At 54.6% G+C, this 26,214-nt stretch carries 25 protein-coding genes; 16 read left to right on the forward strand and 9 right to left on the reverse strand.

Going from position 1 to position 26,214, the window contains the following annotated elements; all coding sequences use genetic code 11:
* Positions 1–7: 7 nt before the first annotated feature.
* Both cheY and cheZ read left to right on the forward strand, forming a co-directional pair.
* Positions 8–397 carry a chemotaxis response regulator CheY gene (gene cheY, locus AC6I8T_RS08545; RefSeq protein ID WP_013508787.1) on the forward strand — a complete coding sequence of 130 codons (390 nt, stop codon included), beginning with the start codon at positions 8–10 and terminating at the stop codon, positions 395–397.
* A gap of 9 nt (positions 398–406) precedes the next feature.
* Positions 407–1,048 carry a protein phosphatase CheZ gene (gene cheZ / locus AC6I8T_RS08550; RefSeq protein ID WP_021185304.1) on the forward strand — a complete coding sequence of 214 codons (642 nt, stop codon included), beginning with the start codon at positions 407–409 and terminating at the stop codon, positions 1,046–1,048.
* A 113-nt stretch (positions 1,049–1,161) separates the two neighbouring features.
* On the opposite strand, the gene AC6I8T_RS08555 is transcribed toward cheZ, so the two are convergent.
* Positions 1,162–1,980: a DeoR/GlpR family DNA-binding transcription regulator gene (locus tag AC6I8T_RS08555; protein ID WP_013508789.1), complete on the reverse strand. Its 819-nt coding sequence runs from the start codon at positions 1,978–1,980 to the stop codon at positions 1,162–1,164.
* Positions 1,981–2,354: 374 nt separating this feature from the next.
* Here AC6I8T_RS08555 and AC6I8T_RS08560 point away from each other — a divergent pair, with 374 nt between their 5' ends.
* The 7 genes from AC6I8T_RS08560 to AC6I8T_RS08590 all read left to right on the forward strand — a co-directional run bounded on the left by AC6I8T_RS08560 (position 2,355) and on the right by AC6I8T_RS08590 (position 9,891).
* Positions 2,355–3,152, forward strand: a complete 798-nt coding sequence (locus AC6I8T_RS08560; protein WP_497833706.1) for a GolD/DthD family dehydrogenase — start codon at positions 2,355–2,357, stop codon at positions 3,150–3,152.
* Positions 3,153–3,217: 65 nt separating this feature from the next.
* Complete coding sequence (locus tag AC6I8T_RS08565) at positions 3,218–4,153, forward strand: D-ribose ABC transporter substrate-binding protein (protein WP_021185302.1); 936 nt, start codon at positions 3,218–3,220, stop codon at positions 4,151–4,153.
* A 44-nt stretch (positions 4,154–4,197) separates the two neighbouring features.
* A complete protein-coding gene (locus tag AC6I8T_RS08570) occupies positions 4,198–4,809 on the forward strand; it encodes a DUF2291 family protein (RefSeq protein ID WP_021185301.1) in 612 nt (203 codons plus the stop codon).
* A 10-nt stretch (positions 4,810–4,819) separates the two neighbouring features.
* The gene (locus tag AC6I8T_RS08575) at positions 4,820–6,352 is read left to right on the forward strand and encodes a sugar ABC transporter ATP-binding protein (RefSeq protein ID WP_497830538.1); all 1,533 of its coding nucleotides are present in this window, start codon (positions 4,820–4,822) and stop codon (positions 6,350–6,352) included.
* A 17-nt stretch (positions 6,353–6,369) separates the two neighbouring features.
* The gene (locus tag AC6I8T_RS08580; RefSeq protein WP_021185299.1) at positions 6,370–7,437 is read left to right on the forward strand and encodes an ABC transporter permease; all 1,068 of its coding nucleotides are present in this window, start codon (positions 6,370–6,372) and stop codon (positions 7,435–7,437) included.
* An 11-nt stretch (positions 7,438–7,448) separates the two neighbouring features.
* Entirely contained in the window at positions 7,449–8,246 is a 798-nt protein-coding gene (locus AC6I8T_RS08585; RefSeq protein WP_208725307.1) for a glucose 1-dehydrogenase, read from the forward strand.
* A 208-nt stretch (positions 8,247–8,454) separates the two neighbouring features.
* Positions 8,455–9,891 (forward strand): YchO/YchP family invasin, encoded by a 1,437-nt coding sequence (locus AC6I8T_RS08590; protein WP_497833707.1) that lies wholly within the window; start codon positions 8,455–8,457, stop codon positions 9,889–9,891.
* Between the two features lie 83 nt (positions 9,892–9,974).
* Here AC6I8T_RS08590 and AC6I8T_RS08595 read toward each other — a convergent pair whose 3' ends face one another.
* Positions 9,975–11,054: a porin gene (locus AC6I8T_RS08595; protein WP_021185295.1), complete on the reverse strand. Its 1,080-nt coding sequence runs from the start codon at positions 11,052–11,054 to the stop codon at positions 9,975–9,977.
* Between the two features lie 887 nt (positions 11,055–11,941).
* Between AC6I8T_RS08595 and AC6I8T_RS08600 the strand changes: the two genes are divergently transcribed.
* The 6 genes from AC6I8T_RS08600 (at position 11,942) to spy (ending at position 18,815) form a co-directional block, all read left to right on the forward strand.
* Entirely contained in the window at positions 11,942–13,162 is a 1,221-nt protein-coding gene (locus AC6I8T_RS08600; RefSeq protein ID WP_497833708.1) for an aspartate aminotransferase family protein, read from the forward strand.
* A complete protein-coding gene (gene astA, locus AC6I8T_RS08605) occupies positions 13,159–14,190 on the forward strand; it encodes an arginine N-succinyltransferase (protein ID WP_208725309.1) in 1,032 nt (343 codons plus the stop codon). The genes AC6I8T_RS08600 and astA overlap by 4 nt, the downstream gene beginning before the upstream one ends.
* Positions 14,187–15,656 (forward strand): succinylglutamate-semialdehyde dehydrogenase, encoded by a 1,470-nt coding sequence (gene astD, locus AC6I8T_RS08610; protein ID WP_497833709.1) that lies wholly within the window; start codon positions 14,187–14,189, stop codon positions 15,654–15,656. The genes astA and astD overlap by 4 nt, the downstream gene beginning before the upstream one ends.
* Positions 15,653–16,981, forward strand: coding sequence for an N-succinylarginine dihydrolase (gene astB / locus AC6I8T_RS08615; protein WP_497833710.1), 1,329 nt, complete (start codon positions 15,653–15,655; stop codon positions 16,979–16,981). Before astD ends, astB begins: the two co-directional genes overlap by 4 nt.
* Before the next feature lie 46 nt (positions 16,982–17,027).
* Entirely contained in the window at positions 17,028–18,023 is a 996-nt protein-coding gene (gene astE, locus AC6I8T_RS08620) for a succinylglutamate desuccinylase (RefSeq protein ID WP_497833711.1), read from the forward strand.
* Positions 18,024–18,317: 294 nt separating this feature from the next.
* Complete coding sequence (spy, locus tag AC6I8T_RS08625) at positions 18,318–18,815, forward strand: ATP-independent periplasmic protein-refolding chaperone Spy (RefSeq protein WP_208725312.1); 498 nt, start codon at positions 18,318–18,320, stop codon at positions 18,813–18,815.
* A 78-nt stretch (positions 18,816–18,893) separates the two neighbouring features.
* Here spy and cho read toward each other — a convergent pair whose 3' ends face one another.
* From cho to AC6I8T_RS08650, 5 genes are all read right to left on the reverse strand, one after another.
* Positions 18,894–19,754 (reverse strand): excinuclease Cho, encoded by an 861-nt coding sequence (gene cho / locus AC6I8T_RS08630; RefSeq protein WP_208725313.1) that lies wholly within the window; start codon positions 19,752–19,754, stop codon positions 18,894–18,896.
* A 62-nt stretch (positions 19,755–19,816) separates the two neighbouring features.
* The gene (yddG, locus tag AC6I8T_RS08635) at positions 19,817–20,707 is read right to left on the reverse strand and encodes an aromatic amino acid DMT transporter YddG (protein WP_208725314.1); all 891 of its coding nucleotides are present in this window, start codon (positions 20,705–20,707) and stop codon (positions 19,817–19,819) included.
* A gap of 66 nt (positions 20,708–20,773) precedes the next feature.
* A complete protein-coding gene (gene nadE, locus AC6I8T_RS08640) occupies positions 20,774–21,601 on the reverse strand; it encodes an NAD(+) synthase (RefSeq protein ID WP_021185288.1) in 828 nt (275 codons plus the stop codon).
* A gap of 117 nt (positions 21,602–21,718) precedes the next feature.
* Entirely contained in the window at positions 21,719–22,909 is a 1,191-nt protein-coding gene (locus AC6I8T_RS08645; protein ID WP_021185287.1) for a multidrug effflux MFS transporter, read from the reverse strand.
* On the reverse strand, positions 22,906–23,493 hold the full coding sequence (locus AC6I8T_RS08650; protein ID WP_208725315.1) for a TetR/AcrR family transcriptional regulator: 588 nt from the start codon (positions 23,491–23,493) through the stop codon (positions 22,906–22,908). The genes AC6I8T_RS08645 and AC6I8T_RS08650 overlap by 4 nt, the downstream gene beginning before the upstream one ends.
* 193 nt (positions 23,494–23,686) lie before the next feature.
* On the opposite strand from AC6I8T_RS08650, the gene osmE reads away from it, so the two are divergent.
* A complete protein-coding gene (gene osmE / locus AC6I8T_RS08655; protein WP_208725316.1) occupies positions 23,687–24,022 on the forward strand; it encodes an osmotically-inducible lipoprotein OsmE in 336 nt (111 codons plus the stop codon).
* A 53-nt stretch (positions 24,023–24,075) separates the two neighbouring features.
* Here osmE and AC6I8T_RS08660 read toward each other — a convergent pair whose 3' ends face one another.
* Both AC6I8T_RS08660 and AC6I8T_RS08665 read right to left on the reverse strand, forming a co-directional pair.
* Positions 24,076–24,447: a DUF6515 family protein gene (locus AC6I8T_RS08660; protein WP_021185285.1), complete on the reverse strand. Its 372-nt coding sequence runs from the start codon at positions 24,445–24,447 to the stop codon at positions 24,076–24,078.
* Positions 24,448–24,675: 228 nt separating this feature from the next.
* Entirely contained in the window at positions 24,676–26,067 is a 1,392-nt protein-coding gene (locus tag AC6I8T_RS08665) for an L-cystine transporter (RefSeq protein WP_208725317.1), read from the reverse strand.
* Positions 26,068–26,214: the final 147 nt, after the last annotated feature.

Below are 26,214 nucleotides of genomic sequence, written 5' to 3' on the forward strand. Positions count from 1 at the left end.
AGTAGATATGGCTGATAAAAATATGCGCTTTTTGGTGGTGGACGATTTCAATACGATGCGTCGTATCGTTCGCAACCTGTTAAAAGAGCTGGGATTCAATAACGTTGAAGAGGCAGAAGACGGTGCTGATGCACTGACGAAACTGCGCGCAGGCGGCTTTGACTTTGTGATTTCCGACTGGAACATGCCCAACATGGACGGTCTGGAACTGCTGCAAACCATCCGTGCCGACGCCACGCTGGGCAAACTGCCGGTATTGATGGTCACCGCGGAAGCGAAGAAAGAGAACATCATCGCGGCGGCGCAGGCCGGGGCCAGCGGATATGTGGTGAAGCCGTTTACTGCGGCCACACTGGAAGAAAAATTGGGCAAGATCTTCGAAAAACTGGGTATGTAAGGAGATGTGATGAGCGACCTTCCGAAACCAACAGAAGAAGTCTCGGCACAGGATATCATTTCCCGCATTGGTTCGCTGACGCGCATGCTGCGTGACAGCCTGCGCGAGCTGGGGCTGGATCAGGCGATTGCAGAAGCGGCGGAAGCGATTCCTGATGCGCGTGACCGTCTGGATTATGTGGTGCAGATGACAGCGCAGGCCGCTGACCGTGCGTTGAACTGCGTTGAAGCGGCGCAGCCGCACCAGGACAAAATGGAAGCCGGGGCCAACCAGCTGAAAGGTCGCTGGGATGCCTGGTTTGAAAACCCAATTGAGCTGGCGGATGCTCGCGAGTTGGTTACGGATACGCGCGAATTCCTCTCCGCCGTACCCGAGCACACTGCGTTTACCAATAAGCAGCTGCTGGAAATCATGATGGCGCAGGACTTCCAGGATCTGACCGGTCAGGTGATCAAGCGCATGATGGATGTGATCCAGGAAATTGAGCGCCAACTGTTGATGGTGCTGCTGGAAAACATGCCAGAAGTGAGTGCCGAGCAGCGTAAGCAAAGCACCAGCCTGCTGAATGGTCCGCAAATCCATTCGGACGCGCCGGGTGTGGTAGCAAACCAGGATCAGGTGGACGATCTGCTGGATAGTTTAGGGTTTTAATTAACCGGGTCGCTTTCGACAGCGACCTTTCTGCTATGCGTAGCGGCGCGATTTATCGCGCAAATGTTTTGGCGCGTTTACCGGTACCCGCGCGATAAATCGCGCCGCTACGATCACATTGCCCGGCGTTGTGCCACGGCCAGTGGGGCAACCAACACCTGTACCCCCAATGCTTCAAACGCGGCAATCTGTGCGGGGGTAATGCCGCTATCTGTTATCAGATAGTGAATATGGCTCCAGTCACAGGGCAGGGCGAACATCGATACCTTGTCGATCTTGCTTGAATCCGCCACGACATAAACGGTGCTGGCTGAGTTAATCATCGCCATCTTCACCTTGATGTCCGTCTCACTGGGAAAACTCAAGCCCAGGCGGGGTGAGATACAGGCGGTGGCAAGAAACAACTTTTCTGCCAGGACATTCTCAAAAAACGAAGCGGCCTTCTCTCCCGATGTTGATAACGTCGGAAATTTAAAGGTGCCGCCGGTCAGTAAGATATTGATACCCGGCTCTCCGCCCAACTTCAGTGCGATATTCACCGCCGTGGTAATCACCGACAGACGACGGATATGCCCGATCGCCTCAGCAATCGCCGTAGTGGTGGTGCCGGAATCGAAAATCACCGTATCGCCGTTTTCCACATAATGTGCCGCGAGACGGCCAATCGCCTCTTTCTCTTCCAGATGCGTCTGACGCTCCAGCAGCAGTGCGCCGGTATTCTGCTTGCCAGTCATGAGCGTGGCACCGCCGTGGTAGCGTTGCACATGCCCGGCCTTCTGCAACATACGCAGATCGGTCCGGATGGTCGCTTCGGTTAAGCCAAAGGTTTCTGTCAGCGCTTTTACGGTGACCGTGCCGTCTTCACGGATCATCTCCAGGATCTTATCACGGCGCTGTTGCATATCGGCCAGCTGCTCAGTTTTGCTTTTCAATCGAAACGCTCCCTTTTTCCAATCACGGTCTGATCTCTGCAAAAAGAAACCCGAGCTGATTTTACTCTGCGCGTGTGGGATTTGCGAGATGGCTCGCGCACATATGTATTTTCGAACGAAAATGAAGTTGAGTTATGAGATTGATTTCGCAGAAAGGCGATAGCGTCTTTATCCATGCCTGTTTTTTGCATAATAAATAATTATTATTTAATTCAGTAAGATAATAAATATTCCAGTAATTTGTATGAAATTTGATCTCACCCACAAACCGTTAACAAACGATAGCTTATATTTTTGTTCGAAAATGAGTGGCGTAAGTCACAACCCGACCAACCATAACCAGAGCCATCGACAAACAACCAAGGAGAGTGAGGATGAGTGGGGAATATGATGTCAATCTGCGCTACGGCGTGAACACCGATCTTGATCTGACCGGCAAAGTGGCGGTGGTGACGGGCGGTCTCGGCGGTATCGCGATGGCAACGAATGCCATGCTGCTGGAGAAAGGAGCCCGGCTGGCGCTACTTTACCCGCCCTTCGAAAGTGACAAAGTTGCCAGCGTCAGCAGCCAGTTTGATTCCGGTCGCGTGTTGTTGGTCTGCTGTGATGTTACCGATCCTGACTCGGTGGAAGAGGCGTTCGCGACCGTGGAGCAGCATTACGGCCAACTCGATATCCTGGTGAACTGCGCGGGCTACGTCATGTTGCAGCCGGTACTGGAAACCGATTTTGCCGAATGGCAGAAGCAGATCGCCGTCAACCTCACCGGGCCTTTCCTTTGTTCACAGGCGGCGGGCAAACGCATGGTGCGTGCGGGTAAGGGCGGCAAAATTATTAATATCGCCTCACAAGCGGCGTCCATCGCCATTGATAACCATGTGGCCTACACCTCAGCCAAAGCCGGTCTGCTGGGAATGACCAAAGTGATGGCGAAAGAGTTCGCCCCGCATCGCATCAACGTCAACACCCTGTCACCGACGGTGGTGCTGACGCCAATGGGGGAAAAAGCCTGGCGTGGTGAGAAAGGGGAAAAAATGAAAACCCTGATCCCGCTGGGGCGTTTTGCCTACACCGACGAAATCGCTGCGGCCGTGCTGTTTTTTGCCAGCAACGGCAGCGACATGATCACCGGTGCCGATCTGATGATCGACGGTGGTTTCACCATTTGGTAATTCCGCGCCTGCACCAGAGAAGGCGACACCCTGCAAATGTAATAATTACAAAGAGAGACATCACCATGAAAACCCGTACCCTGCTGTTTACTGCTCTTGCCGGTTGCCTGGTTTCGCATGCCAGCCTCGCGGCGGATAAAGGCACCATCATGATTTTGGTGAATTCACTGGATAACCCTTATTACGCATCTGAAGCCAAAGGGGCCAACCTTAAGGCGCAGGCGCTTGGTTACAAAACCACCGTGCTATCGCATGGTGAAGATGTGAAAAAGCAGAGTGAACTGATCGATGCCGCTATTGGTAAAAAAGTGCAGGGTATCGTATTGGATAACGCCGACTCCACCGCCAGCGTGGCCGCGATTAAAAAGGCCAAAGATGCCGGTATTCCGGTGGTGCTGATTAACCGTGAAATTCCAGTGGATGATGTGGCGTTGGTGCAGATTACCCACAATAACTTCCAGGCCGGTTCTGATGTTGCCAACGTGTTTGTCGAGAAGATGGGTGAAAAAGGCAAATACGCTGAACTGACCTGTAACCTCGCAGATAACAACTGCGTTACCCGCTCTAAATCCTTCCATCAGGTGCTTGACCAATACCCGGATATGCAAAGCGTGGCACGCCAGGATGCCAAAGGCACCCTGATTGACGGCAAACGCATTATGGACAGCATCTTGCAGGCGCACCCGGATGTGAAAGGGGTGATTTGTGGCAACGGTCCGGTAGCGCTGGGGGCCATCGCTGCGCTGAAAGCGGCAGGGCGTAACGATGTCATCGTGGTGGGCATTGACGGCAGCAACGATGAGCGCGATGCGGTGGAAGCGGGTTCATTAAAAGCCACCGTGATGTTACAGGCACAGGCGATTGCGGCAGAAGGGGTGACGGATCTTGATAACTATATCCAGAAGGGCGCGAAACCCGAGAAACAACGTGTGATGTTCCGCGGCATTCTGATCACGCCGGACAATGCGAAAAACGTGCAGGATTTTAATTACAAATCTTAATTACGTACAGGTGCGCCCGCGTGCCGGGCGCCAGGGAGAATGTGATGTACAGACGACTCTGGCTACTGCTTCCTGTCGTGATCCTCAGCGGTTGCCGCATTGTGTCGCAGCAGGAGCTGGCCGACCTGAAAAATCCCCCCAATCCGCAGATGGCGAATATCCCACAAACGTGGCAGCAGAAGCTGGTGCCACAGGTGGCGCATGAGGCTAAGCCCCTTGCGCAATTGATGAAAGAATTGCAGTCGGCGAAGGATTTTGACGCTGCCTGTAAAACTTATGGTTATCGCAGCCAGGAAGAGAACCCCTGTGTATTCAGCGTCAGCGTACAGGGGGAGGTGACGGCGGTGAACACCACCTCGCGCAGTGGAAAAATGACGGTGAAAGACAGTTCCGGTGAAGAGGTCACGGTGCAGATGGGGCCGATTATTCGCGGCACCGCCTTGCGTGATGTGTATAAAGGCGCCAGCTATCAGGATTTCAATGATCAGGTGCTGTTTGGTGACTATGGACGGGCCATCAACCAGCAGGCCTCGAACATGATGCAGGGGTTTAAACCGCAGGTGGGCGATAAAGTGGCGCTGGCTGGCGTGTTCAGCAGCTGGGATATTCCGCAACAGGCCCCGGATATCACCCCGGCGCAAATCACCCGGCAATAAGGAGATGGCGATGCAAAATCTTCAGCCCGCCGAACAGTCGGATGTGATTATCGAAACCCGTAATGTTTCGCGCATTTATCCAGGCGTCACCGCCCTGGACCAGGTCAATTATCGCGTTTATCGCAATAAGGTGAACGTGTTAATTGGCGAAAACGGGGCGGGTAAATCCACCATGATGAAAATGCTGGCGGGGGTGGAAACACCCTCCTCTGGCGAAATCTTGCTGGATGGTCAACCGGTTTCGCTGCACTCCACCCATCAGGCCGAACAACACGGCATCAGCATTATCTTTCAGGAGCTGAACCTGTTCCCGAATATGAATGTGATGGACAACATCTTTATCGCCAACGAGTTTTTCCAGCGTGGGGTGATCAACGAAAAATATCAGTACGCGCTGGCGAAATCGCTGCTGGAGCGACTGGAGCTGGATGTCGATCCCTATGCCCCATTGGGGGAACTGGGCATTGGGCATCAGCAGTTGGTGGAGATTGCCCGTGCACTGTCGAAAGATACGCGGGTGCTGATTATGGATGAGCCGACCAGCGCGCTCAGTCAGTCGGAAGTGAAGGTGCTGTTCAACGTGATTGAACAGCTGAAGCGACGCGGTGTGACCATCATCTATATCTCACATCGGCTGGAGGAGCTGATGGAGATTGGCGACCATATCACCATTTTTCGTGATGGGCGTTTTATCAGCGAGCGTGAAGTTCGTGATGCGTCAATCCCGTGGATCATCGAGCAGATGGTGGGTGATAAGAAAAAGCATTTTGATTACCAGCCAGCCCCCCAGGGCGACACGGTACTGAATGTTAGCGGTTTGACGGCGCTGCATCAGAACGGTGGCTACAAGCTGAACGACGTCTCATTTTCGCTACGTAAAGGTGAGGTGATCGGTATCTACGGTCTGCTGGGCGCCGGGCGCACCGAATTGTTTAAGGGGCTGATTGGCATGATGCATTGCCAGTCGGGTAGCGTCAGCCTGAACGGGGAAATCCTCGACCGGCAAAACTTCCAGCAGCGGCTGAAAAAAGGCATCACCCTGGTGCCGGAAGATCGCCAGACCGAAGGTGTGGTGCAACTGATGTCGATCACCGCCAACATGACGCTGACGGAACTCAGCCTGCGCGGTTTTCGTCGTGCGCTGCGTCTGCTCAGCCCACAAAAGGAGCAGCGGCGGGTGGATGAAATGATCGGCCATCTGGCGATTAAAGTCAGCGACCCCGAACTGCCAATTACCTCACTCAGCGGCGGTAACCAGCAGAAAGTGGTACTGGGTAAAGCATTGATGACCGGTCCCCAGGTGGTGCTGTTGGATGAACCGACACGCGGCATTGATGTTGGGGCAAAAACCGATGTGTACCACCTGATTGGCAACCTGGCGCAGCAAGGGCTGGCGGTGATGTTCTCCTCTTCCGAACTGGATGAGGTGATGGCGCTGGCAGACCGCATTCTGGTGATGGCCGATGGCCGCATCACCGCCGATCTGCCACGACGTGAAGCGACCAGGGAAGCCCTGATCAGCGCTTCGACACCGCATGACTGAGCCTTCCGGAGAAAATCATGAATCAGAAATATTTGCTTTATATGTATCTGCTGAAGGCGCGTACCTTTATTGCCTTATTAATTGTCATCAGCTTTTTCAGCCTGATGGTGCCGAACTTTCTGACCACCTCCAACCTGCTGATCATGACCCAACATGTGGCGATTACCGGTTTATTGGCCATCGGCATGACGCTGGTGATCCTGACGGGGGGTATCGATCTGTCGGTGGGGGCGGTCGCCGGGATTTGTGGCATGGTGGCCGGGGCGTTACTCACTAATGGCCTGCCATTGTGGGGCGGCAACGTGATGTTCTTCAACGTACCGGAGGTGATTCTGGTGGTGGCGCTGTTTGGCGTGCTGCTGGGATTGATAAATGGCACGGTCGTGACGCGTCTGGGTGTGGCTCCCTTTATCTGCACCCTCGGCATGATGTATGTCGCACGCGGATCGGCGTTGTTGTTCAACGACGGCAGCACTTACGCCAATCTGGTGGGGATGCCCGCGTTAGGTAATACCGGTTTTGCGTTGCTCGGTTCCGGCACGGTGTTGGGTATTTACATCCCTATCTGGCTGATGGTGGGTTTTCTGCTGCTTGGCCTCTATCTGACTCGCAAGACCCCCCTTGGGCGCTATATCTATGCCACTGGCGGCAACGAATCCGCTGCACGCCTGGCGGGTGTGCCGATCATTAAAGTAAAGGTGTTTGTTTACGCTTTCTCCGGCCTGTGTGCGGCGCTGGTGGGATTGGTGGTGGCTTCACAGCTGCAAACCGCACATCCGATGACCGGCAATATGTTTGAGATGGATGCGATTGGTGCCACGGTGTTGGGGGGAACGGCGCTGGCGGGGGGGCGTGGCCGGGTATCTGGCTCGATTATCGGGGCATTTGTCATCGTATTTCTGGCCGATGGCATGGTGATGATGGGGGTCAGTGATTTCTGGCAAATGGTGATCAAAGGCCTGGTGATTGTCACGGCGGTGGTGATTGATCAGTTCCAGCAAAAATTACAAAGCAAGGTGGTGCTGCTGCGCAGGCATGAAAAAAAGCAGCAATCAGCCGCCCTGTCTGAAGTCACACACGGATAACAGGAGGCAATATGACGCGCGATTTTAGTGGAAAGACAGTGGTGATTACCGGTGCCTGTCGTGGCATTGGTGCGGGCATTGCCGCGCGATTTGCGCGCGACGGTGCGCGGCTGGTCATGGTGTCGAATGCAGAACGGGTGTTTGCCACGGCGAAGCAGTTAACGCAGCAGTACGGTAGCGAGATCCTGGCACTTCAGGTGGACGTCACTGACGAGGCGCAGGTACAACAGCTTTATCAGCAGGCGGCAGAACGCTTTGGCAGTATTGATGTATCCATTCAGAATGCGGGTGTCATCACCATTGATCGCTTTGACACCATGCCTAAAAGTGATTTCGAAAAGATTTTGGCGGTGAATACGACCGGCGTTTGGTTGTGCTGTCGCGAGGCCGCGAAATATATGGTGAAGCAGGGGGGCGGTAGTTTGATCAACACCTCATCCGGCCAGGGGCGACAGGGGTTTATCTACACCCCGCATTATGCCGCCAGCAAGATGGGGGTGATAGGTATCACGCAAAGTCTGGCGCTGGAACTGGCACCCTGGCACATCACCGTTAACGCTTTTTGTCCGGGCATCATTGAAAGCGAGATGTGGGATTACAACGACCGGGTGTGGGGCGAAATCCTCAGCAATGAAAGGAAACAATACGGTAAAGGCGAGTTGATGGCCGAATGGGTGGAGAATATTCCGCTGAAGCGTGCCGGGCAACCGGAGGATGTCGCCGGGCTGGTGGCCTTTCTTGCGTCTGATGATGCGCGCTACATCACCGGCCAAACCATTAACGTCGATGGCGGTTTGATTTTTTCTTAAACGAACGTGCAGGTTGCCAGCAATGGCAGCCTGCGCGATAAATCGCGCCGCTACGAATCCAGCAACACCAAAATTCACCGGCAGTATCCACCCATAGCCGTAATCAGACTGCATGAGGCTGCGAAAACGCAGGAATATGTTAAGGTAAAAAGAAGTGACTTTGTGATGGACCTCTGATTTTTACCTGAACTGAACCCTGATTTTGCCCATGCTACCTGCTGTTTTATTGTCCTTATCCCAACGTTTCGTCCTCGGTGCGATAGCACTGCTCTCCGTGATGCCTGCCGTTCAGGCGTTCACCCGCGAGGCTGCGATCTCTGACACGCCATTCAACGATGCAACGCGTTTTCAAAAAATGGCCGAGGCACTCCCCGCGCTGGGTTACCAAAGCGACAGCAGCAATTTCTCCCAAAGGCTGGCCGATATGGCCAAAAGCATTGGTGAAGCCAGTGAAAGTAGCAGCGACACGACCTTTGGTCATCAGGCCGGGATCTGGGCGTTTAATCATTTTCGTGAAGAGGTGGCACAGCGGGTGTCGAGCGAAGGGGAGTCGTTACTTTCCCCCTATGGCAACGCGCAAATCGATTTTGCTGTTGATATGAACGGCAGTTTCACCGGGAGTGGGGCTGAATTGCTCACCCCGTGGGCTGACCGCAATCGCTACCTTACCTTCAGCCAACTGGGATTTCATCAAACCGATGATGGGTTGGTGGGTAATGCCGGGCTGGGCCAGCGTTGGGTTGCCGGTAACTGGCTGCTGGGTTACAACGCCTTTGTTGACCATATGTTTACCAGTCGCTTGCAGCGCGGCTCCCTGGGCACCGAGGCCTGGGCGGATTATCTGCGTTTTTCAGCCAATTACTATTATCCGTTATCCGGCTGGCATAATGGCGACTCCACGCAGCAACAGCGTATGGCTCGCGGCTATGATTTCACCACTCAGGGTTATCTGCCATTTTATCGCCAGCTGGGTGTTTCCGTCAGTTGGGAGCAGTATCTGGGGCAGGATGTTGATCTGTTTAATTCCGGTACCCTTTATCACAATCCATCGGCGCTTACCTTCGGGTTGTCCTACACCCCGGTGCCGCTGGTCACCGTTTCCGCCAGCCACAAAACCAGCAGTGAAGGGGAGAGCCAGGATCAGTTCGGACTGCGCCTCAACTATCGCTTTGGTGTGGCATTAAGTCAGCAACTGAGCGCCGATAACGTGGCGGCAGCCCGCTCACTGCGCGGCAGTCGCTATGATACGGTGACGCGCAACTACACGCCGGTGTTGGAATATCGCCAGCGCAAAACGTTGACGGTTTTTCTCGCGACGCCACCGTGGCAATTGAATGCGGGGGAAAGCCTGCCATTGAAACTGCAAATTCGCGCTGCCAATGCCATCACGGGAGTGAGCTGGCAGGGTGATACTCAGGCGCTGAGTTTGACGCCACCTGCCAATAATCAGGATCCCCAGGGCTGGAGCATTATTATGCCCGCATGGGATAGCACGCCGGGTGCCAGCAACAGCTATCGCCTCGCGGTTACGTTAGCAGACAGCAAGCAACAGCGTGTGACGTCAAACTGGATTACCTTGCAGGTTGAGCAACCGTTTGAAATGGAGTCGGCGAGCGATAACCGGTTTGACCTGTTGGAGCCGTAGCCAGAGCAAAGAAAAGGGCAGCTTTCGCTGCCCTTTTAGCATCCGGTTGACACAGGCCGGATGTGCAATGAGGGTAAACGCCCTTAGAACTGGTACACCAGACCCACAACAGTGATGTCGTCGGTCGCCAGACCCAGCGGGTTGTTGTCCTTCAACAGGTTGATGCGGTATTCCGCATAAGTGGACATGTTTTTGTTGAAGTAGTAAGTGGCACCAATTGAGGTGTACTTCACGATATCCGCATCACCGATGCTTTCAATGTCTTTACCTTTGGAAGAGACATAAGCCACAGACGGACGGAAACCGTTCAGGAACTGGTACTGCGCAACGGCTTCGAAGTTGACAGCTTTGTTAGCAAAGCCACCAGAGATCGGCGTAGCGTTCATGGTCTGACCATACATGGTCGCCAGGTAAATCTGGTTAGCATCATATTTGATTGCGGTAGCCCAGTGCTGCGCTTTGTCACCGTGACCACGGGTGGCGGCGTTCTGGGTTTCAGTACGATCCAGGCTGGCGTAACTACCCACCACGCTCAGACCGAAGTCGAAATCGTACGAGGTCGACAGGGCGAAACCGTCGCCGTTAGAACGACGTACTGCGATGTCGGAGTAGCTGGTGCGGTCGTTTTTGCCTTCGTACTGCGCAGCAATATTCCAGCCTTTCACCAGACCGAAGAAATCTTTGTTACGCCAGGTCAGCACGCCAGTTGAACGGCCAGACAGGAAGGCGTCAGTGTAACCAGAGTCACCGCCGAAGAATGGCAGCATGTCGGTGTAGCCCAGAGCATCGTAAACCAGCCCATAGTTGCGGCCGTAATCCAGTGAACCGAACTCACCGTATTTCAGACCGGCGTAGCCCAGACGGGTACGGTTACCGGTTTGTGAATCAGAACCACCTTCAGAGCGGCTCAGGCTGTACTGGTACTGCCAGAAACCATAGCCGGTCAGCTGGTCAGTGATTTTGGTTTCGCCTTTGAAGCCCAGACGGGTGTAAGAGGACGTTTCACCATCGTTGCTGCTGTCATCGGAAAACAGGTGTGAAACGTTAATTTTGCCGACCAGGTCGAGTTTGTTGCCATCTTTGTTATAGATTTCGGCGGCCTGAGCCGTAGAAAGTCCCAGCAGTAACGGCATTACTGCTGCCAGTAAAGTGCGCTTCATCATTTAATTTTTTACCCTGTGTTATTTTTTAATTGTTGCCCTGCAATGGGGCGAAATGAAAATGACACAAAAGGTTAAAGATCGAAAGTGCAATAAATGTAACTAAATATTTCTAGTTGGCTTTTTGTGCGAAATTTAATCTTCAATTCCATTATGTGGGATTGTTTATTGTTTTTACTTATCTCTAATCATGACGCTGTTAACATTAAATTAATATATAACTAAATGATTTTATTGGTTTATATGTTTTTTGATTATTTGTGTCTAATAGGTTTTTTGATGCTCGTAAATAGCACAAGCCTATGTGTTTTTGTTCAATAACAAATACGCTGCGCCTGATAATAATTAGCATGATCACTTTTTCTATAAACATACTGTTTCTGGTTATTTCTAAAATTATAATAACCTTAGTCACTAACATTATTAGGTTCATACGGAGAAGAGTAGTGGCGAAATAAAACGCAAAGGTGTTATTTATTTGTTGGCTTTTGTATTAAAAATGACCATTCCGTGTGGTTATTTCCACGCACCACTATCGCACTTTTGTGCACTGTTATGGTTCAGTCTGAACCATTTTGGTGCTTGCACTGCGTCATTCTGGCGAAATATTTCCTCGGCGATCACAAAAGCAATATTTCATTTTGTGAATGCATAAATCCGCTTAAGAATTCTCTGACATATAGACGCCATCAGACGGTTATTCACTTTTTATGCAGTTAAAGTGAATAGGTGCTGGTGTTAACTCATTGATATTTCGTTGGTGAAACCCGTTTATGCATTTTTTCCGCTGGCTGGCACGGTTACTGCAATATACAGTTAAGCTGAAAGTCACCGGTTTTTAACAATTTTAAAACAAAGGCTTCACCTGGTGTGGAGCAGGAGAAAGGGCTATGTCACTGCAGGTTTCACGTCACGATTTCGATCAATGGATGATGCCGGTTTATGCACCCGCTGCGTTTGTACCGGTGCGTGCCGAAGGTTCAACGCTTTGGGATCAGCAGGGCAAAGATTACATCGATTTTGCCGGAGGAATTGCTGTCAATGCTCTCGGGCATGCGCATCCGGCGTTGCAACAGGCGTTGCAGGAACAGGCCAGCAAACTGTGGCATACCGGTAACGGTTACACCAATGAACCGATTTTGCGCCTGGCGAAGCAATTGATCGACGCGACTTTTGCAGACCGGGTGTTTTTCTGTAACTCCGGTGCCGAAGCCAACGAGGCGGCACTCAAGCTGGCACGCAAAGTGGCACATGATCGCTTTGGCGCGGAGAAAAGTGGCATCGTCGCCTTTAATAACGCCTTCCACGGACGCACGCTGTTTACCGTCACCGCCGGGGGACAGCCTGCGTATTCCCGCGATTTTGCCCCGTTACCGCCTGATATCCAGCATGCCCCTTTTAATGATCTGGAAGCTGCGGCAGCCATGATCAATGACCACACTTGCGCGGTGATTGTTGAACCGATTCAGGGCGAAGGTGGTGTGGTACCGGCTGACCCGGCTTTCCTGCGCGGTCTGCGCGCACTGTGTGATAAGCATCATGCAGTACTGATCTTTGATGAAGTGCAAAGTGGCATGGGGCGTACCGGTTCCCTGTATGCCTATATGCATTACGGCGTGACTCCGGATGTCCTCACCACCGCGAAAGCGCTGGGAGGTGGCTTCCCGATTGGTGCCATGCTGACACGCGAAGATCTGGCGCTGGTAATGGGTGTCGGTACGCACGGTACCACCTACGGCGGTAACCCGCTGGCTGGTGCTGTCGGTGGCAAAGTGGTGGAGTTGATTAACCAGCCTGCGTTTATGGCCGGGGTTGTGGAACGCCATCAGTGGTTCGTCACGGCGCTGGAGGAACTGAATCAGCGTCTGCCGTTATTTAAAGAGATTCGCGGTCTGGGTCTGCTGATTGGTGCCGTGCTGAATGATGATTTTGCTGGTAAAGCCAAGCAGTTTAACCTCGCTGCGGCGGAAGAGGGCGTGATGGTACTGATTGCCGGTGCCAACGTGGTGCGCTTTGCCCCGGCGTTGAATATCAGCGAACAGGAAGCCAAAGAAGGTTTGGCGCGTTTCGCCCGTGCCTGTGAACGCGTGCTCAAAGGAGCAGCATCATGATGGTAATCCGCCCCGTCGAACGTGACGACCTTGCGCAGTTGCTGTCGCTGGCGGGCAAAACCGGTGGCGGCCTGACGTCGCTACCGGCGGATAGCACGACCTTGCAGGCGCGTATCGAACGTTCCTTGCAGACCTGGCAGGGGGCGCTGCCGCGTGCCGAGCAGGGGTATGTGTTTGTGCTGGCTGACAGCGAAGACAATCGTGCGGTGGGCATTTGTGCCATCGAAGTTGCGGTCGGTTTGCAGGATCCCTGGTACAACTTCCGTGTTGGCACTCAGGTGCATGCATCGAAAGAGCTGAATGTCTATGCCAGTCTGCCGACGCTGTCGCTGAGTAACGACCACACCGGCAGCAGTGAGTTGTGCACGCTGTTTCTCGATCCCGACTATCGCGATGGTAAGAATGGCTATCTGCTGTCCAAATCGCGTTTTTTGTTTATGGCTAATTTCCGCGATCGCTTTATGAAACATGTGGTTGCGGAGATGCGAGGCGTCAGCGATGACCAGGGCCATTCTCCTTTCTGGGACAGCGTTGGCAGTCGCTTCTTTTCGATGGAGTTCAGCAAGGCTGATTTCCTGAGTGGCACCGGTCAGAAAGCCTTTATCGCCGAACTGATGCCCAAACATCCGTTATATATCCATTACCTGAGTGAAGAAGCGCAAAAAGTGATTGGCGTGGTGCATCCGAAAACTGCGCCCGCCCGCGCAGTGCTGGAAGCCGAAGGGTTTCGTTACCTCAACTATGTCGACATTTTCGACGGCGGTCCGACGCTGGAGTGTGAAATTGACCGCATCCGCGCCATTCGTAAAAGTCAGTTGCTGACGGCGGTGGCCGGTGAAGCCAGTGAAGAGTGGCCGCTGTGTCTGGTGGCTAACCTCGATTATCAACAGTTTCGCGTGGCGCTGCTGCCGGTGGATATCGCTTCCGGTCGCGTGCGCCTCAACGACAGTCAGCGTGATGCGCTGAGCTGTGCTTATGGCGACAACCTGCGTGTGGTCACGTTGGGTCGCGAGGAGAAAAAAGCATGACGCATTTTATTAACGGTCAATGGCTGACCGGCGGCGCTGAAGCCTTTAGCAAACAAAATCCGGTCAGCGGTGAAACCCTGTGGCAGGGCAAATCCGCGTCAGCTTCACAGGTTGCTGCGGCCTGTGAAGCGGCGCGCGCCGCATTTCCACACTGGGCACGTAGGCCTTTTGCCGAGCGCCAGGCGTTGGTGGAAGCCTTTGGACGTCAGTTGGACGCGCATAAAAATGAACTGGCTGAGACGATCGCTTGTGAAACCGGTAAACCTCGTTGGGAAACGCTGACTGAAGTGCAGGCGATGATCAACAAAATCGCCATTTCGATAAAGGCATACCATACCCGCACCGGCGAAACGGCGGAGGGAGAAAGCTCGCTACGTCACCGGCCACACGGCGTGCTGGCGGTCTTCGGTCCGTATAACTTTCCGGGCCATCTACCGAACGGCCATATCGTACCTGCCTTGCTGGCGGGTAACTGCGTGGTGTTTAAACCAAGCGAACTCACGCCGATGACGGCGGAAAAAACCGTGCAACTGTGGCAAAAAGCCGGTATCCCCGCCGGGGTACTTGGCCTGGTACAGGGCGGTCGCGATACCGGCCAGGCGCTGGCGGCGGAAACCCAGATTGATGGCCTGCTGTTTACCGGCAGTGCGGCAACCGGTTATCACCTGCATCGGCAATTTGCCGGGCAGCCGGAAAAAATGCTGGCACTGGAGATGGGCGGCAACAACGCTTTGATCGTCGAAAATCCGGCGGATATTGATGGCGCGGTGCATATCGCTATCCAGTCAGCGTTTATTACTGCCGGGCAGCGCTGTACCTGTGCCCGTCGTTTGCTGGTGAAACGGGGGGCGGCGGGCGATGCCTTTTTACAGCGTCTGGTCGAGGTCAGTGCCCGCTTGCAACCTGCGGCCTGGAATGCCGAGCCTCAACCCTTTATGGGTAGCGTGATCTCCCCAACCGCTGCCGGGCAGATTTTTGCCGCCTGGCAAAAGCGTGTGGATTTGGGAGGCAACGTGTTGCTGGGGATGCACTGGCCCGATCGCGACAGCGCCATCATTACGCCGGGTATCATTGATATGACAGAGGTGCGTGCGTTACCGGATGAAGAAGTGTTCGGCCCGCTGTTGCAGGTGGTGCGCTATGACAACTTTGAACAGGCGATTCGCCTGGCGAATCAGACGCGCTATGGCCTCTCTTGTGGCTTGATTTCACCTGATCGCGCGCAGTTCGATCAGTTATTGCTGGAAGCCCGCGCGGGTATCGTTAACTGGAATAAACCGCTGACCGGCGCGGCCAGTTCCGCACCGTTTGGTGGCATTGGTGCCTCCGGTAACCATCGCGCCAGCGCCTGGTATGCGGCGGATTATTGTGCCTGGCCGATGGCCTCGCTGGAAAGCCCCAGTCTTGATCTGCCGGGCACGCTGTCGCCAGGTCTTGATTTCTCTGCGGCGGGGGCGGCGAAATGAAAGCCTTTGAAGCCAACTTTGACGGCCTGGTGGGGCTGACGCACCATTACGCCGGATTATCCTTCGGCAACGAAGCCTCGACACGCAACCAGTTGCAGCCCTCCAACCCGCGTCTCGCGGCGAAGCAGGGGCTGCTGAAGATGAAAGCACTGGCCGATATGGGCTATGTGCAAGGGGTGATTCCGCCACACGAACGTCCCAATCTGCCACTGCTGCGGCAGTTGGGTTTTAGCGGCAGTGATGAACAGGTGCTGGCACAGGCAGCGAAACAGGCACCACAACTGCTGTCGGCCGCCAGTTCCGCTTCGGCGATGTGGGTAGCGAACGCTGCCACCGTCTCACCGTCTGCCGACAGCGCCGATGGGCGTGTGCATTTTACCGTGGCTAACCTCAACAACAAATTCCATCGCGCCATTGAAGCGCCGGAAACCGCCGATTTGTTGCGTGCTATCTTCCGCGATCCGCAGCATTTCAGCGTCCATGATGCGTTGCCGCAGGTGGCGCTGTTTGGCGATGAGGGGGCGGCTAACCATAACCGTTTCGGCGCGGATTACGGTGATGCCGGGGTGCAGTTGTTTGTTTATGGTCGTGAGGGCAAGTCATCAGGCACAGAACCGGCGCGCTATCCGGCACGCCAGACGCGAGAGGCCAGTGAGGCGGTGGCGCGTTTGCATCAGCTGCATCAGGAACGCACGGTCTATGCCCAACAGAACCCGGCGGTTATCGATCAGGGCGTGTTCCATAACGATGTTATCGCGGTGAGTAACCAGCAGGTGTTCTTCTGTCATGAGGACGCCTTTGTCAATCAGCCCCAATTGCTGGCAGATTTGCAGACGCGAATTCCCGGCTTTTGCGCGATTGAAGTGCCGCGCAATAAGGTTTCGGTCGCCGATGCGGTCAATACTTACCTGTTTAACAGCCAGCTGTTGCAACGGGCCGATGGCGGCATGCTGCTGGTGTTGCCGGAGGAGTCACGCCAGCATAGCGGCGTATGGCGTTATCTGAGTGAACTGGTGGGGAGCGGTGGGCCGATTCGTGAACTGAAGGTGTTTGACCTGCGTGAGAGTATGTACAACGGTGGGGGCCCGGCTTGTTTACGGTTACGTGTGGTACTGACGGAAGCGGAGCGTCAGGCGTTGAATCCGGCGGTATTGATGAATGACCGCCTGTTTGGCGTCCTCAATGACTGGGTCGACCGCCATTATCGCGATCGCTTAACCCAGGCGGATTTGGCCGATCCGCAATTGCTACGTGAAGGGCGCTACGCACTGGATGAACTGACACAGCTGCTAGACTTAGGCTCTGTCTACGCATTTCAGCGCTGACGCCGGGGGCGCATATGTCGCCCCTTGATTTACGTAAGGAGAAAGAATGCAGGACTTTTTACAACAAACATTGTCTGGTCGGGTGCCACTGGAGCGTCAGGGGCAAAACGCCCACCTCAGTTGGCAGTGGCTGGACGAGGGCATTCTGTCCTTAACCCCGCATACCCCAACGTCGCAGGCGCTGGTGTTGTCGGCGGGGATCCACGGTAATGAAACCGCGCCTGTTGAGATCCTGAACCTGCTACTGACGCCCTTGCTGCGCGGCGAAAAACCGCTGGCGGTACGTCTGCTGGTGCTGTTGGGTAATCCGCAGGCATTACGCAGCGGCAAACGTTATCAGCAATATGATATCAATCGTCTGTTTGGTGGCCGCTGGCAGCAGGTGTCTGATGTGGCGGAGGCACGGCGTGCATTGCGGCTGGAGCAGGCGTTGGAAACCTTCTGGCACACCTGCCTGACGACTGAAACACGCTGGCATCTCGATTTGCATACCGCGATCCGTGGTTCTTACCATACCCGCTTTGGCGTGATGCCCCTCAATCAACGTCCGTGGCCGCAGGATTTTATGCACTGGCTGGCGGTCGCAGGGCTGGAAGCGTTGGTATTCCATCGTTCTCCCGGCGGTACCTTTACCCATTTCAGTTGCGAACATTATGCCGCCGCCAGTTGTACCCTGGAGCTGGGTAAGGCGCTGCCGTTTGGTGAGAACGATCTGACTCAATTCAGCGCGGCATATCAGGCGCTGGCGGCGTTGTTATATGGAGACGCACTGCCAGAGGTACAGGCGCAGCCCCGCCATTATCAAGTTGCGCAACAAATCACCCGGCATGGCGAAGACTTTGTGCTGCATATGGGCGCGGAAACCCTCAACTTCACCGCTTTTCCCCAAGGGACGTTGTTGGCGGAAGAGGGAGATACCCGTTACTACGTGCAGCAGGCACGCGAGTATGTCTTGTTTCCCAACCCGAATGTTGCAGCGGGATTGCGTGCCGGCTTGATGCTGGTGGAAGAGAATGAGCAAACCCAGGCGTTGACGTTATAACGACTGTCGTGGCGGCGCGATGTATCGCGCTGCTGCGCCGCAATTTATCCTTTCGTTACGCCGACAATACCGTTACACTCCTCCTTAATTCCTGCGCTTTTTGCCTTATTCGTCATACTCTTTTGCAATTCCTCACGCATTTCTTCTCATTCTCTCCATGATCGCCTGATATCTGTCTTTTATGCTTTCAGGGCTTTACTCAGCCTCTGAGTAGTTGACGTTCAGCGTCGTATGCTTGTTTCCGAAGACGCGACACAGGCTGTCGTCATGAAACTGATAAGTAAGGACAATATTATGCGTAAACTGACTTCCCTCTTCCTGGCTACCGCGATGGCTCTCGGTGCTGCCAATATCGTCCATGCTGCGGCAGACAATCTGACGCCACCGCCGGCCGGCAGCGAGAAACCAATGCATAAGCCGCCGATGCGTCATGGTGGTATGGACATGATGTTCAAAGGTCTGAACCTGACCGACGCCCAGAAAAAACAGATGCATGACATCATGCGTGAAAGCCACAAAGACTTTAAACGTCCGTCGCTGGAAGAGCGTCGCGCTAACCACGCGCTGATTGCCTCTGACACCTTCGACCGGGCGAAAGCCGAAGCGCAGGCAGAGAAAATGACGGCTAATGCCAAAGAGCGTGCTGTGGCGATGATGGAAACGCAGAACAAACTCTATAACGTGTTGACGCCGGAGCAGAAAAAGCAGTTCAACGCGAACTTTGAGAAACGTCTGACAGAGAAACGCCCGCACGATGGTAAGATGCCGCCACCACCGGCTGATGGCGAATAATTCGCATAGCCTGACGGTTTGAGACCGCCGACGTTGTCCATCGCATTCGATGCTTTGGGCAGCGTCGGCGGTTTTGCTTTATAGCTCGATCAGCGGGAACTCACCCGATAGCAGAGGGCGGCAGAGGATTTTATAGCCGTCGTGATCAAAGCCATGAGGGATGCGTTGTAGCTGGCGAGCTTCGGCTTCGCTACTCACCGAACCCAGCCAAAACCAGTGATCAATAACGTGGATTTGCGTCATGGCGATACCGCGTTCCACCATTCCCACCGCGCCGGACCACGGCCAGCACACCACCCGTAACGCTTCCAGTGCCTGTTGCAAACGTTGTTGATGCGCTTCTGGCGGTTCGTTGCCGCAGCAGGCGCCGGCACAGCGTTTAAGCGCGGCACGAAAACAGCCCCGGCCGCTGCGCAGATTCTCCAGCCCCAGCAAACCGTGACACAGGCGCTGTTCATCAGCGATGCTTTTCAGCTTTTCCAGCGCGGCGTGGCGGCTACGAAACAAACCATAAAGGTTTGAGGTACAGGAGAAATCGAGGTCGCGGGCGTAAACTACTTGCGGCACGGTGTCGTTAAGCTGGAGTGAGCAGAGCTGACGGTTTTTGCGCAGGCGTTTATTGAACAACGGCTGTTGCGTTTTGATCATCTGCGCTTCCAGTAACTGCGCACCCAGATCGCCAGCCGTGGGGATCCAACTGACACGTCTTGCCTGGCGCAGCATGCTGGCTTCATCCGGCGTGCGGAAATGGGACATCACGCGACTGCGCAGGTTAACGCTTTTGCCGATATACAGCGGCAGGTTATCGCTTTCGCCGTGGAAGACATACACGCCGGGCTGATTGGGTAAACCGTCCAGCCACTGGCGAAGATGTTCGGGATACTGGTAAATGGCTGCCGCATCAAATTCAAGGCGGTAACTGGTGGCTCGTCTGACCAAGGAGGACTCCGGTTACTGGTTGTCCATCCAGTATATCAGCGAGCCTGTTTTTCCGCCAGCCGCTACAGGCGACGGGTCGCCAGCCAGCAGATCAATGAGCCGAGGGTGATCATCAGCACCCCTTGCCAGAAGGTCAGGGAGGGCGTCAGGCCAAGCCAGAGTGACGCCAGCAGCGCCGACAGCACCGGTGTGAAGTAGGATGCCGTTGCCAGTAATGTCAGATTACCGTGTTGAATGCCGTGGTTCCACGCCGAGTAGGCTACCGCGGTGGAGACACCCATAAATAACACCTCCAGCGCCGGGATCAGGCTGAAATGCAGTGAGCTGACCTGTTCGGTGAGGGCGAATTTGAACCACAGCGCCAGCGCGGTGACGACAAAGAACAGATTGACGCCGCTTTTACCGTTGGCATAACGGCGCGTCACGTTGTTGTATAACCCCCAGGCGAAAGCAGCAATAAAAGCCAGACCATACGCCAGCGGGTTACTCAGCAGATTATGCCCAAGCTGTGATAATGAACTGCCGCCGCGGCTCTGTAGCACCCAGACAATGCCCGCCAGTGACAACAACAATCCCGGCCATAGCCAGACGCGGAAGCGCTGCTGGTTGATCGGAATGGCAAACACGACGGTCAGACAGGGCCACAGGTAGTTGATCATCCCCAGCTCCAGCGACTGGGCACGATCCTGCGCCAGACCAATCGCCAGCGCGAGGCAGATTTCATAGCCGACAAACAGCAGCCCTCCGCCCCACAAATAACGCGTTGGCATCTGGCGGAAATCCGGCAGGCCGCGTGTCAGGCAGAGCAGGATCGCCGTGGTGGTATAAATCAGCGCTGCGCCACCGGTGGCGCCAAAGGCTTCACTGACGCTGCGCATCAGGCCAACGGTAGTGCTCCAGAGTAAAATCGCGCTTAAACCGATCAGGGTGGCGCGCGGCAAATGTGCAGGCATATAAAAGCGTTCAGAAAAGGCAAGGAAAGGCGTCTTCCGTCCCGAACTGGAAAACGCCGGATGGGGTTATTTTTTCCAGAAATCGTCGAACACGGTAATTGGTGGGCGACGTTTATGCTCGGTTTTCAGATACCAGCCTTCAATGATTTTGGCAGCAGACGCATCAATGGTCTTGCCTTCCAGATAGGCATCAATCAGCTGATAGGTCACGCCGAGAGCCACTTCATCCTGTAATCCTGGACGATTATCTTCGAGGTCAGCCGTCGGATGCTTCAGGTAAAGATGCTCCGGGCAGCCCAGCAGTTTCAGCAACTGTTTGCCCTGGCCTTTGTTGAGGCGGAAAATCGGGTTGATGTCAGTGCCGCCATCGCCATATTTGGTGAAGAAACCGGTGACGGCTTCAGCGGCATGATCCGTCCCCACGACTACGCCTTTGGTCATCCCCGCGATGCTGTATTGGGCTTTCATGCGCTCACGCGCTTTCTCGTTACCGCGAATATAGTCAGACAGGGTGATGCCCGCGTCCTGTAAGGCGCGCTCACTTGCCAGCACCGCTTCTTTAATGTTGACCACCAGCGACCGATCCGGTTGGATAAACGCCAGCGCATCCTGACAATCCTGCTCATCGGCCTGCACGCCATAAGGCAGACGCACGGCAATGAAGGTGTAGTCGTTATCACCGGTCTCTTCGCGCAGTTCACGAATGGCGGTTTGTGACAGGATGCCGGTCAGTGTGGAATCCTGACCACCGCTGATACCCAGTACCAGGGTCTTAATCCCCGGATTGGTTTTCAGGTAGGACTTCAAAAAATCAACGCTGACGCGAACTTCTTGCTGGGGATCGATGACGGGTTTAACACCAAGGGCTTCAATGATTTCCTGCTGCAGTGACATGAACCTCTCCTCAAGTCAGTTGCCGGACGGCACAATGCGAATCATTTCCTAAAGCTAACGCGGCTGGCCCAAAACAACAAGCCGTATGGCTTGTTGTTCGGGTTATTTGCTGGCAAATCAGGCGCTTTTTGGCTTCTGAGCCAACACCAGGAACATCACAATCGCCAACATAAAACAGCCAAAAATCGTGCCAGTCATACTCAGTAGCGAGGTGCCACCGAGACCAGTGAGCGGTACGCTGATGGCCCCCAGTGTGAACATGGTGACGCCAATCACTGCTGAGGCGCTGCCTGCGCGGTGGCCCTGGCTTTGCATGGCCAGTGATGAGGCAGTGGTGGCGATAACACCATTGCTGGCGATGGTGAAGAACAGCGCCAGCAGAATCACCGGCAGCGATGCACCGAGGATGCCCGCGAGTAACAGACAGGCGGAGGCGACAAAGGCCAGCAGCAGGCCACCTTTCAGTACCCGGTATTCTCCCCAACGTCGGCACAGGCGGGCGCTGGTCTGAGAAGCAATAATCAGACCGAATCCGTTGGCGGCAAAGCAGAAGCTAAAGGCCTGCGGAGACAAACCGTAGATCTGTTGCAGGACAAACGGTGATGAACCGATGTAAGCGAGCATCCCCGCCATCATAAAACCCTGCGTTAAACAGAAGCCCATAAATGAACGATGGGTAAATACCTCACCCAGCGCGGCCCAGGCGGAGAAAATGGAACCCCGATTGCGTTTTGCTTCGGGCAAAGTTTCATGCAGTTTCCAGCGCGTCAGCAGGATGAGCAAAATGGCCACCGCTCCCAGCACCATAAAAATGCCACGCCAGTTCAGCACAGTTAGCATAAAACCGCCGAGAACCGGGGCGGCGATCGGGGCCAGACCATTGACCAACATCAACAAGGCAAAAAAGCGCGTCAGTTCATAGCCACTATACATATCACGCGCGACGGCACGCGACAGCACGGCGCCACCACCCCCCGCCAGGCCTTCAAACAGACGGGCCACCAGTAGTTGATTAATATCCTGCGCCACGGCACAACCGATTGAGGCGACAAACAGCAGCAGCAGTGAGACGCGTAAAGGACGCAGGCGACCAAATTTGTCGCTCAACGGACCGAACAGCAGCTGGCCGGCACCAAGGCCTACCAGTGTCGCGGTGAGGCTTAACTGGGCAGTGGCGGTTTCGGTGTGCAGGTCCTGTGCCAGTTCAGGCAGGGCGGGCAGGTAGAGATCGATACAGAGCGGCCCAAGGGCAGCGAGCAGGCCAAGGGTTATGGCATAAACCAGACGGTTAGAAGGTGCAGGTGTCATTTATCCTCTGTCTTTATTAGGTGTGAAATCAGGTTCTGATAAAGGTGTTGCAGGGTCACCGCTGACGCTTTCTGTGGCGTCAGGCGGCGCAGGGCCGTGCCGTCAAACAACACGGCCAGTACTTCGACACAGGCGTCCACCTGTTCGTCGCCCAGTTCAGGATGACTGGCGCGGATCTTGTGACGGGCCTGGCTGAACATGCGGGCATCCGCCGCTTCGAGCATTGCCGCGACGCGTGGATTACGACCGGCTTCGGCGGCGACATCCAGCATCAATAATTCATCTTCCGGGTTCAGGCTTTCCCGCCAGGCAAGCGTGGTGGCGATTTGATCGCTGTCGACCCGATCGCGCATCGCGGCAACGCGACCATCGACAATACGTTTCACCATCTCTTCAATGATGGCGTCCTTGCTGGGGAAGTACCGGTAGATTTGCCCCACGCTGAGATTGGCGGCGCACGCCAGCCGCGCCATGCTGGCAGCATGGAACCCCTCCCGACGAAAACATTCGCGCGCAGCACGGATGATTTCATCCTGGCGCAGGCGGTGGCGTTCATCTTTATTATTTTCTCGTTGTCTGGTCATAACCGCCCTGAAAATAGTTTTGAGAGTGCTCATTCTCATTTGGTGATTATACGGAGCCTGTTAAAGGAACACAGGCACTTTTACGCAATCCTGACGCTTCGGAACAAACCGAATATGCTGCCATAAAATTGATTAATCTGGATTTATGTTCCAGGCTTAGCGTTACATGGACACAGTAATGAGGAACAACAAGATGAATAAAGTGCTGGGATGTATCGCTGCTGCGTTAACGCTGGCAGCACTCTCTGGTTGTACGGCTTACGATCGCGCAGAGAGCTTCGTGACCAAACCTGTGGTGAAGGATGTGAAGAAAGGAATGACCCGTGATCAGGTGCGTCAGATTGCCGGGGCACCGTCTACTGAGATCACTATGGTGCATGCGCGCGGCACCTGCCAGACTTATGTGCTGGGTGAGCGCGATGGCAAAGTCCAGACTTACTTCGTCAGCTATAACGACACGGGACATGTGATGAACTACGGCTTCCAGAGCTGTAAAGAGTACGATACCGACCCGCAAGCGACGCAGTAAAGGTTGCAGAATAGCAAACGGCCCGTCAGTGACGGGCCGTTTTTGTTTGTGGCTTACAAGCCGTAGGGGCGTGGCACTTCGTTATAGCTGCCGTTGATATCGCGCTGATAGTAATGACCATCCTGCACGTAATAACGCTTGCCGTTGAAGTCGAGCACACGCATACCGGCTACCGGCTCTGACTGCGGTGGCTGCACCACAACGTAGGTATCGCCCTGACGCTGATAGTAGCTGCCATTCAACAGATAATAGGTCAGACCGCCAATCAACACCGCTGTCGCGGCATCGGGTAAGAAACGTAATGGACCTGGTCCACCCCAGTGCGGTCCAGGACCTGGGCCGGGTCCCCACGGACCTGGGTGGGCAAGGGCGATGGCTGGTGTTAATAAGGTTAACGCCAGCACGGAGGCGATAACTTTTTTCATCGGTAGTTCTCCTGCTATGACTGGTAGCAGGATTGGCTTTTCACCGGCAAAACACAAGCGGAAAGTGGCTGGTTTTTCCACTATTTACCATGCTTAACACTTTCCTGACGGTAGCGCCATGATTGCCAGAGATTGAGGAGAGGAACGCGTAGCGGCGCGATTTATCGCGCGGATTTCGGGTGTGGAACCTCGCACGATACATCGTGCCGCTACGGGATGTGCAGGTAATTAACGATGCGCCAGTTCGGCGTGGTCGTCGCTCTCCAGCACTTTTTTGTCGGTCAGGCCAAGCCAGCGGCTGGTCAGGGAGCCAGCGGTCATTGCGCCATTGACGTTGAGCGCGGTGCGGCCCATATCAATCAACGGTTCGATGGAGATCAACAGCGCGACCAGTGTTACCGGCAGGCCCATCGCGGGCAGCACGATCAAGGCGGCAAAGGTGGCACCGCCGCCCACACCGGCCACACCGGCTGAGCTGAGGGTGACGATCCCTACCAGGGTGGCAATCCACAGCGGGTCAAACGGGTTGATCCCGACAGTCGGTGCAACCATCACCGCCAGCATGGTCGGATACAGACCGGCACAACCATTCTGTCCAATGGTGGCACCAAAGGAGGCCGAGAAGCTGGCGATGGATTCCGGCACACCAAGGCGACGCGTCTGGGTTTCAACGTTCAACGGGATACTGGCGGCGCTGGAACGGCTGGTAAAAGCAAAGGTAATCACCGGCCACACTTTGCGAAAGAAACGCAGCGGATTGATGCCGTTGAAAGAGAGCAGCAGCGCGTGCACGCCAAACATAATCGCCAGGCCCAGATAAGAGGCCACAACAAAGCCACCGAGCTTAATGATGTCCTGAAGGTTAGAACCCGCGACTACTTTGGTCATCAGGGCCAGCACACCGTAGGGTGTCAGCTTCATGATCAAACGAACCAGTTTCATCACCCAGGATTGCAGGGTGTCGATTGCCACCAGCACACGTTCGCCTTTCGCTTTGTCATCTTTCAACAACTGCAACGCCGCCACGCCGAGAAACGCGGCGAAAATCACCACGCTGATGATCGAGGTCGGGCTAGCGCCGGTGAGATCGGCAAACGGATTTTTAGGGATAAAGGAGAGCAGCAGTTGTGGCACGGTCAGATCGGCCACTTTTCCGATGTAGTTGCTCTGAATCGCGTTCAGGCGCGCGGTTTCCTGCGCACCTTGCACCAGGCCATCTGCGGTTAAACCAAACAGGCCAGTGACCATCACGCCTACCAGCGCTGAAATCGCCGTAGTAAACAACAACACGCCGATGGTCAGTACGCTGATTTTGCCCAGTGAAGAGGCATTGTGCAGGCGAGCCACCGCGCTGAGGATGGAAGCGAAGACCAGCGGCATCACGATCATCTGCAACAATTGCACGTAACCGTTGCCGACAATGTTGAACCAGCCAATCGAGGCTTTCACCACCGGGCTGTTCTCACCGTATATGGCTTGCAGCGCCAGACCAAACAACACGCCGAACACCAGGCCAGTTAATACGCGTTTTGACAGGCTCCAGCGCGCGTTGCCAATGCGTGCTAATAACACCAGCAACGCGGCGAACACCACGAGATTAATAATCAGGGGAAAATCCATGCTCTACTCCAGAGATTTGCCGCGCCTCTGCATGTTCAGGCGCGGAATACAGGGTGATTCCTGAAAGGAATCCGCGCATGTTAACAGTTCATAAATGGGCAGGCTTATATCCAAATGGAATTGATTATAACTTTATCCTGATTTTTG

This window comes from Pantoea sp. X-Soil-OKNW-556 (assembly GCF_059730695.1).

Coding starts and splice junctions, on each gene's coding strand:
- AC6I8T_RS08575 (WP_497830538.1), top strand. CDS start 4,820: ATGCAAAATCTTCAGCCCGCCGAACAGTCGGATGTGATTATCGAAACC.
- nadE (WP_021185288.1), bottom strand. CDS start 21,601: ATGTCACTGCAGCAGGAAATCATTGAAGCCCTTGGTGTTAAACCCGTC.
- cheY (WP_013508787.1), top strand. CDS start 8: ATGGCTGATAAAAATATGCGCTTTTTGGTGGTGGACGATTTCAATACG.
- spy (WP_208725312.1), top strand. CDS start 18,318: ATGCGTAAACTGACTTCCCTCTTCCTGGCTACCGCGATGGCTCTCGGT.
- AC6I8T_RS08595 (WP_021185295.1), bottom strand. CDS start 11,054: ATGATGAAGCGCACTTTACTGGCAGCAGTAATGCCGTTACTGCTGGGA.
- AC6I8T_RS08580 (WP_021185299.1), top strand. CDS start 6,370: ATGAATCAGAAATATTTGCTTTATATGTATCTGCTGAAGGCGCGTACC.
- AC6I8T_RS08565 (WP_021185302.1), top strand. CDS start 3,218: ATGAAAACCCGTACCCTGCTGTTTACTGCTCTTGCCGGTTGCCTGGTT.
- osmE (WP_208725316.1), top strand. CDS start 23,687: ATGAATAAAGTGCTGGGATGTATCGCTGCTGCGTTAACGCTGGCAGCA.
- cheZ (WP_021185304.1), top strand. CDS start 407: ATGAGCGACCTTCCGAAACCAACAGAAGAAGTCTCGGCACAGGATATC.
- AC6I8T_RS08660 (WP_021185285.1), bottom strand. CDS start 24,447: ATGAAAAAAGTTATCGCCTCCGTGCTGGCGTTAACCTTATTAACACCA.
- AC6I8T_RS08665 (WP_208725317.1), bottom strand. CDS start 26,067: ATGGATTTTCCCCTGATTATTAATCTCGTGGTGTTCGCCGCGTTGCTG.
- AC6I8T_RS08645 (WP_021185287.1), bottom strand. CDS start 22,909: ATGACACCTGCACCTTCTAACCGTCTGGTTTATGCCATAACCCTTGGC.
- yddG (WP_208725314.1), bottom strand. CDS start 20,707: ATGCCTGCACATTTGCCGCGCGCCACCCTGATCGGTTTAAGCGCGATT.
- astE (WP_497833711.1), top strand. CDS start 17,028: ATGCAGGACTTTTTACAACAAACATTGTCTGGTCGGGTGCCACTGGAG.
- astD (WP_497833709.1), top strand. CDS start 14,187: ATGACGCATTTTATTAACGGTCAATGGCTGACCGGCGGCGCTGAAGCC.
- AC6I8T_RS08600 (WP_497833708.1), top strand. CDS start 11,942: ATGTCACTGCAGGTTTCACGTCACGATTTCGATCAATGGATGATGCCG.
- AC6I8T_RS08560 (WP_497833706.1), top strand. CDS start 2,355: ATGAGTGGGGAATATGATGTCAATCTGCGCTACGGCGTGAACACCGAT.
- AC6I8T_RS08585 (WP_208725307.1), top strand. CDS start 7,449: ATGACGCGCGATTTTAGTGGAAAGACAGTGGTGATTACCGGTGCCTGT.
- astA (WP_208725309.1), top strand. CDS start 13,159: ATGATGGTAATCCGCCCCGTCGAACGTGACGACCTTGCGCAGTTGCTG.
- astB (WP_497833710.1), top strand. CDS start 15,653: ATGAAAGCCTTTGAAGCCAACTTTGACGGCCTGGTGGGGCTGACGCAC.
- AC6I8T_RS08650 (WP_208725315.1), bottom strand. CDS start 23,493: ATGACCAGACAACGAGAAAATAATAAAGATGAACGCCACCGCCTGCGC.
- AC6I8T_RS08590 (WP_497833707.1), top strand. CDS start 8,455: ATGCTACCTGCTGTTTTATTGTCCTTATCCCAACGTTTCGTCCTCGGT.
- AC6I8T_RS08570 (WP_021185301.1), top strand. CDS start 4,198: ATGTACAGACGACTCTGGCTACTGCTTCCTGTCGTGATCCTCAGCGGT.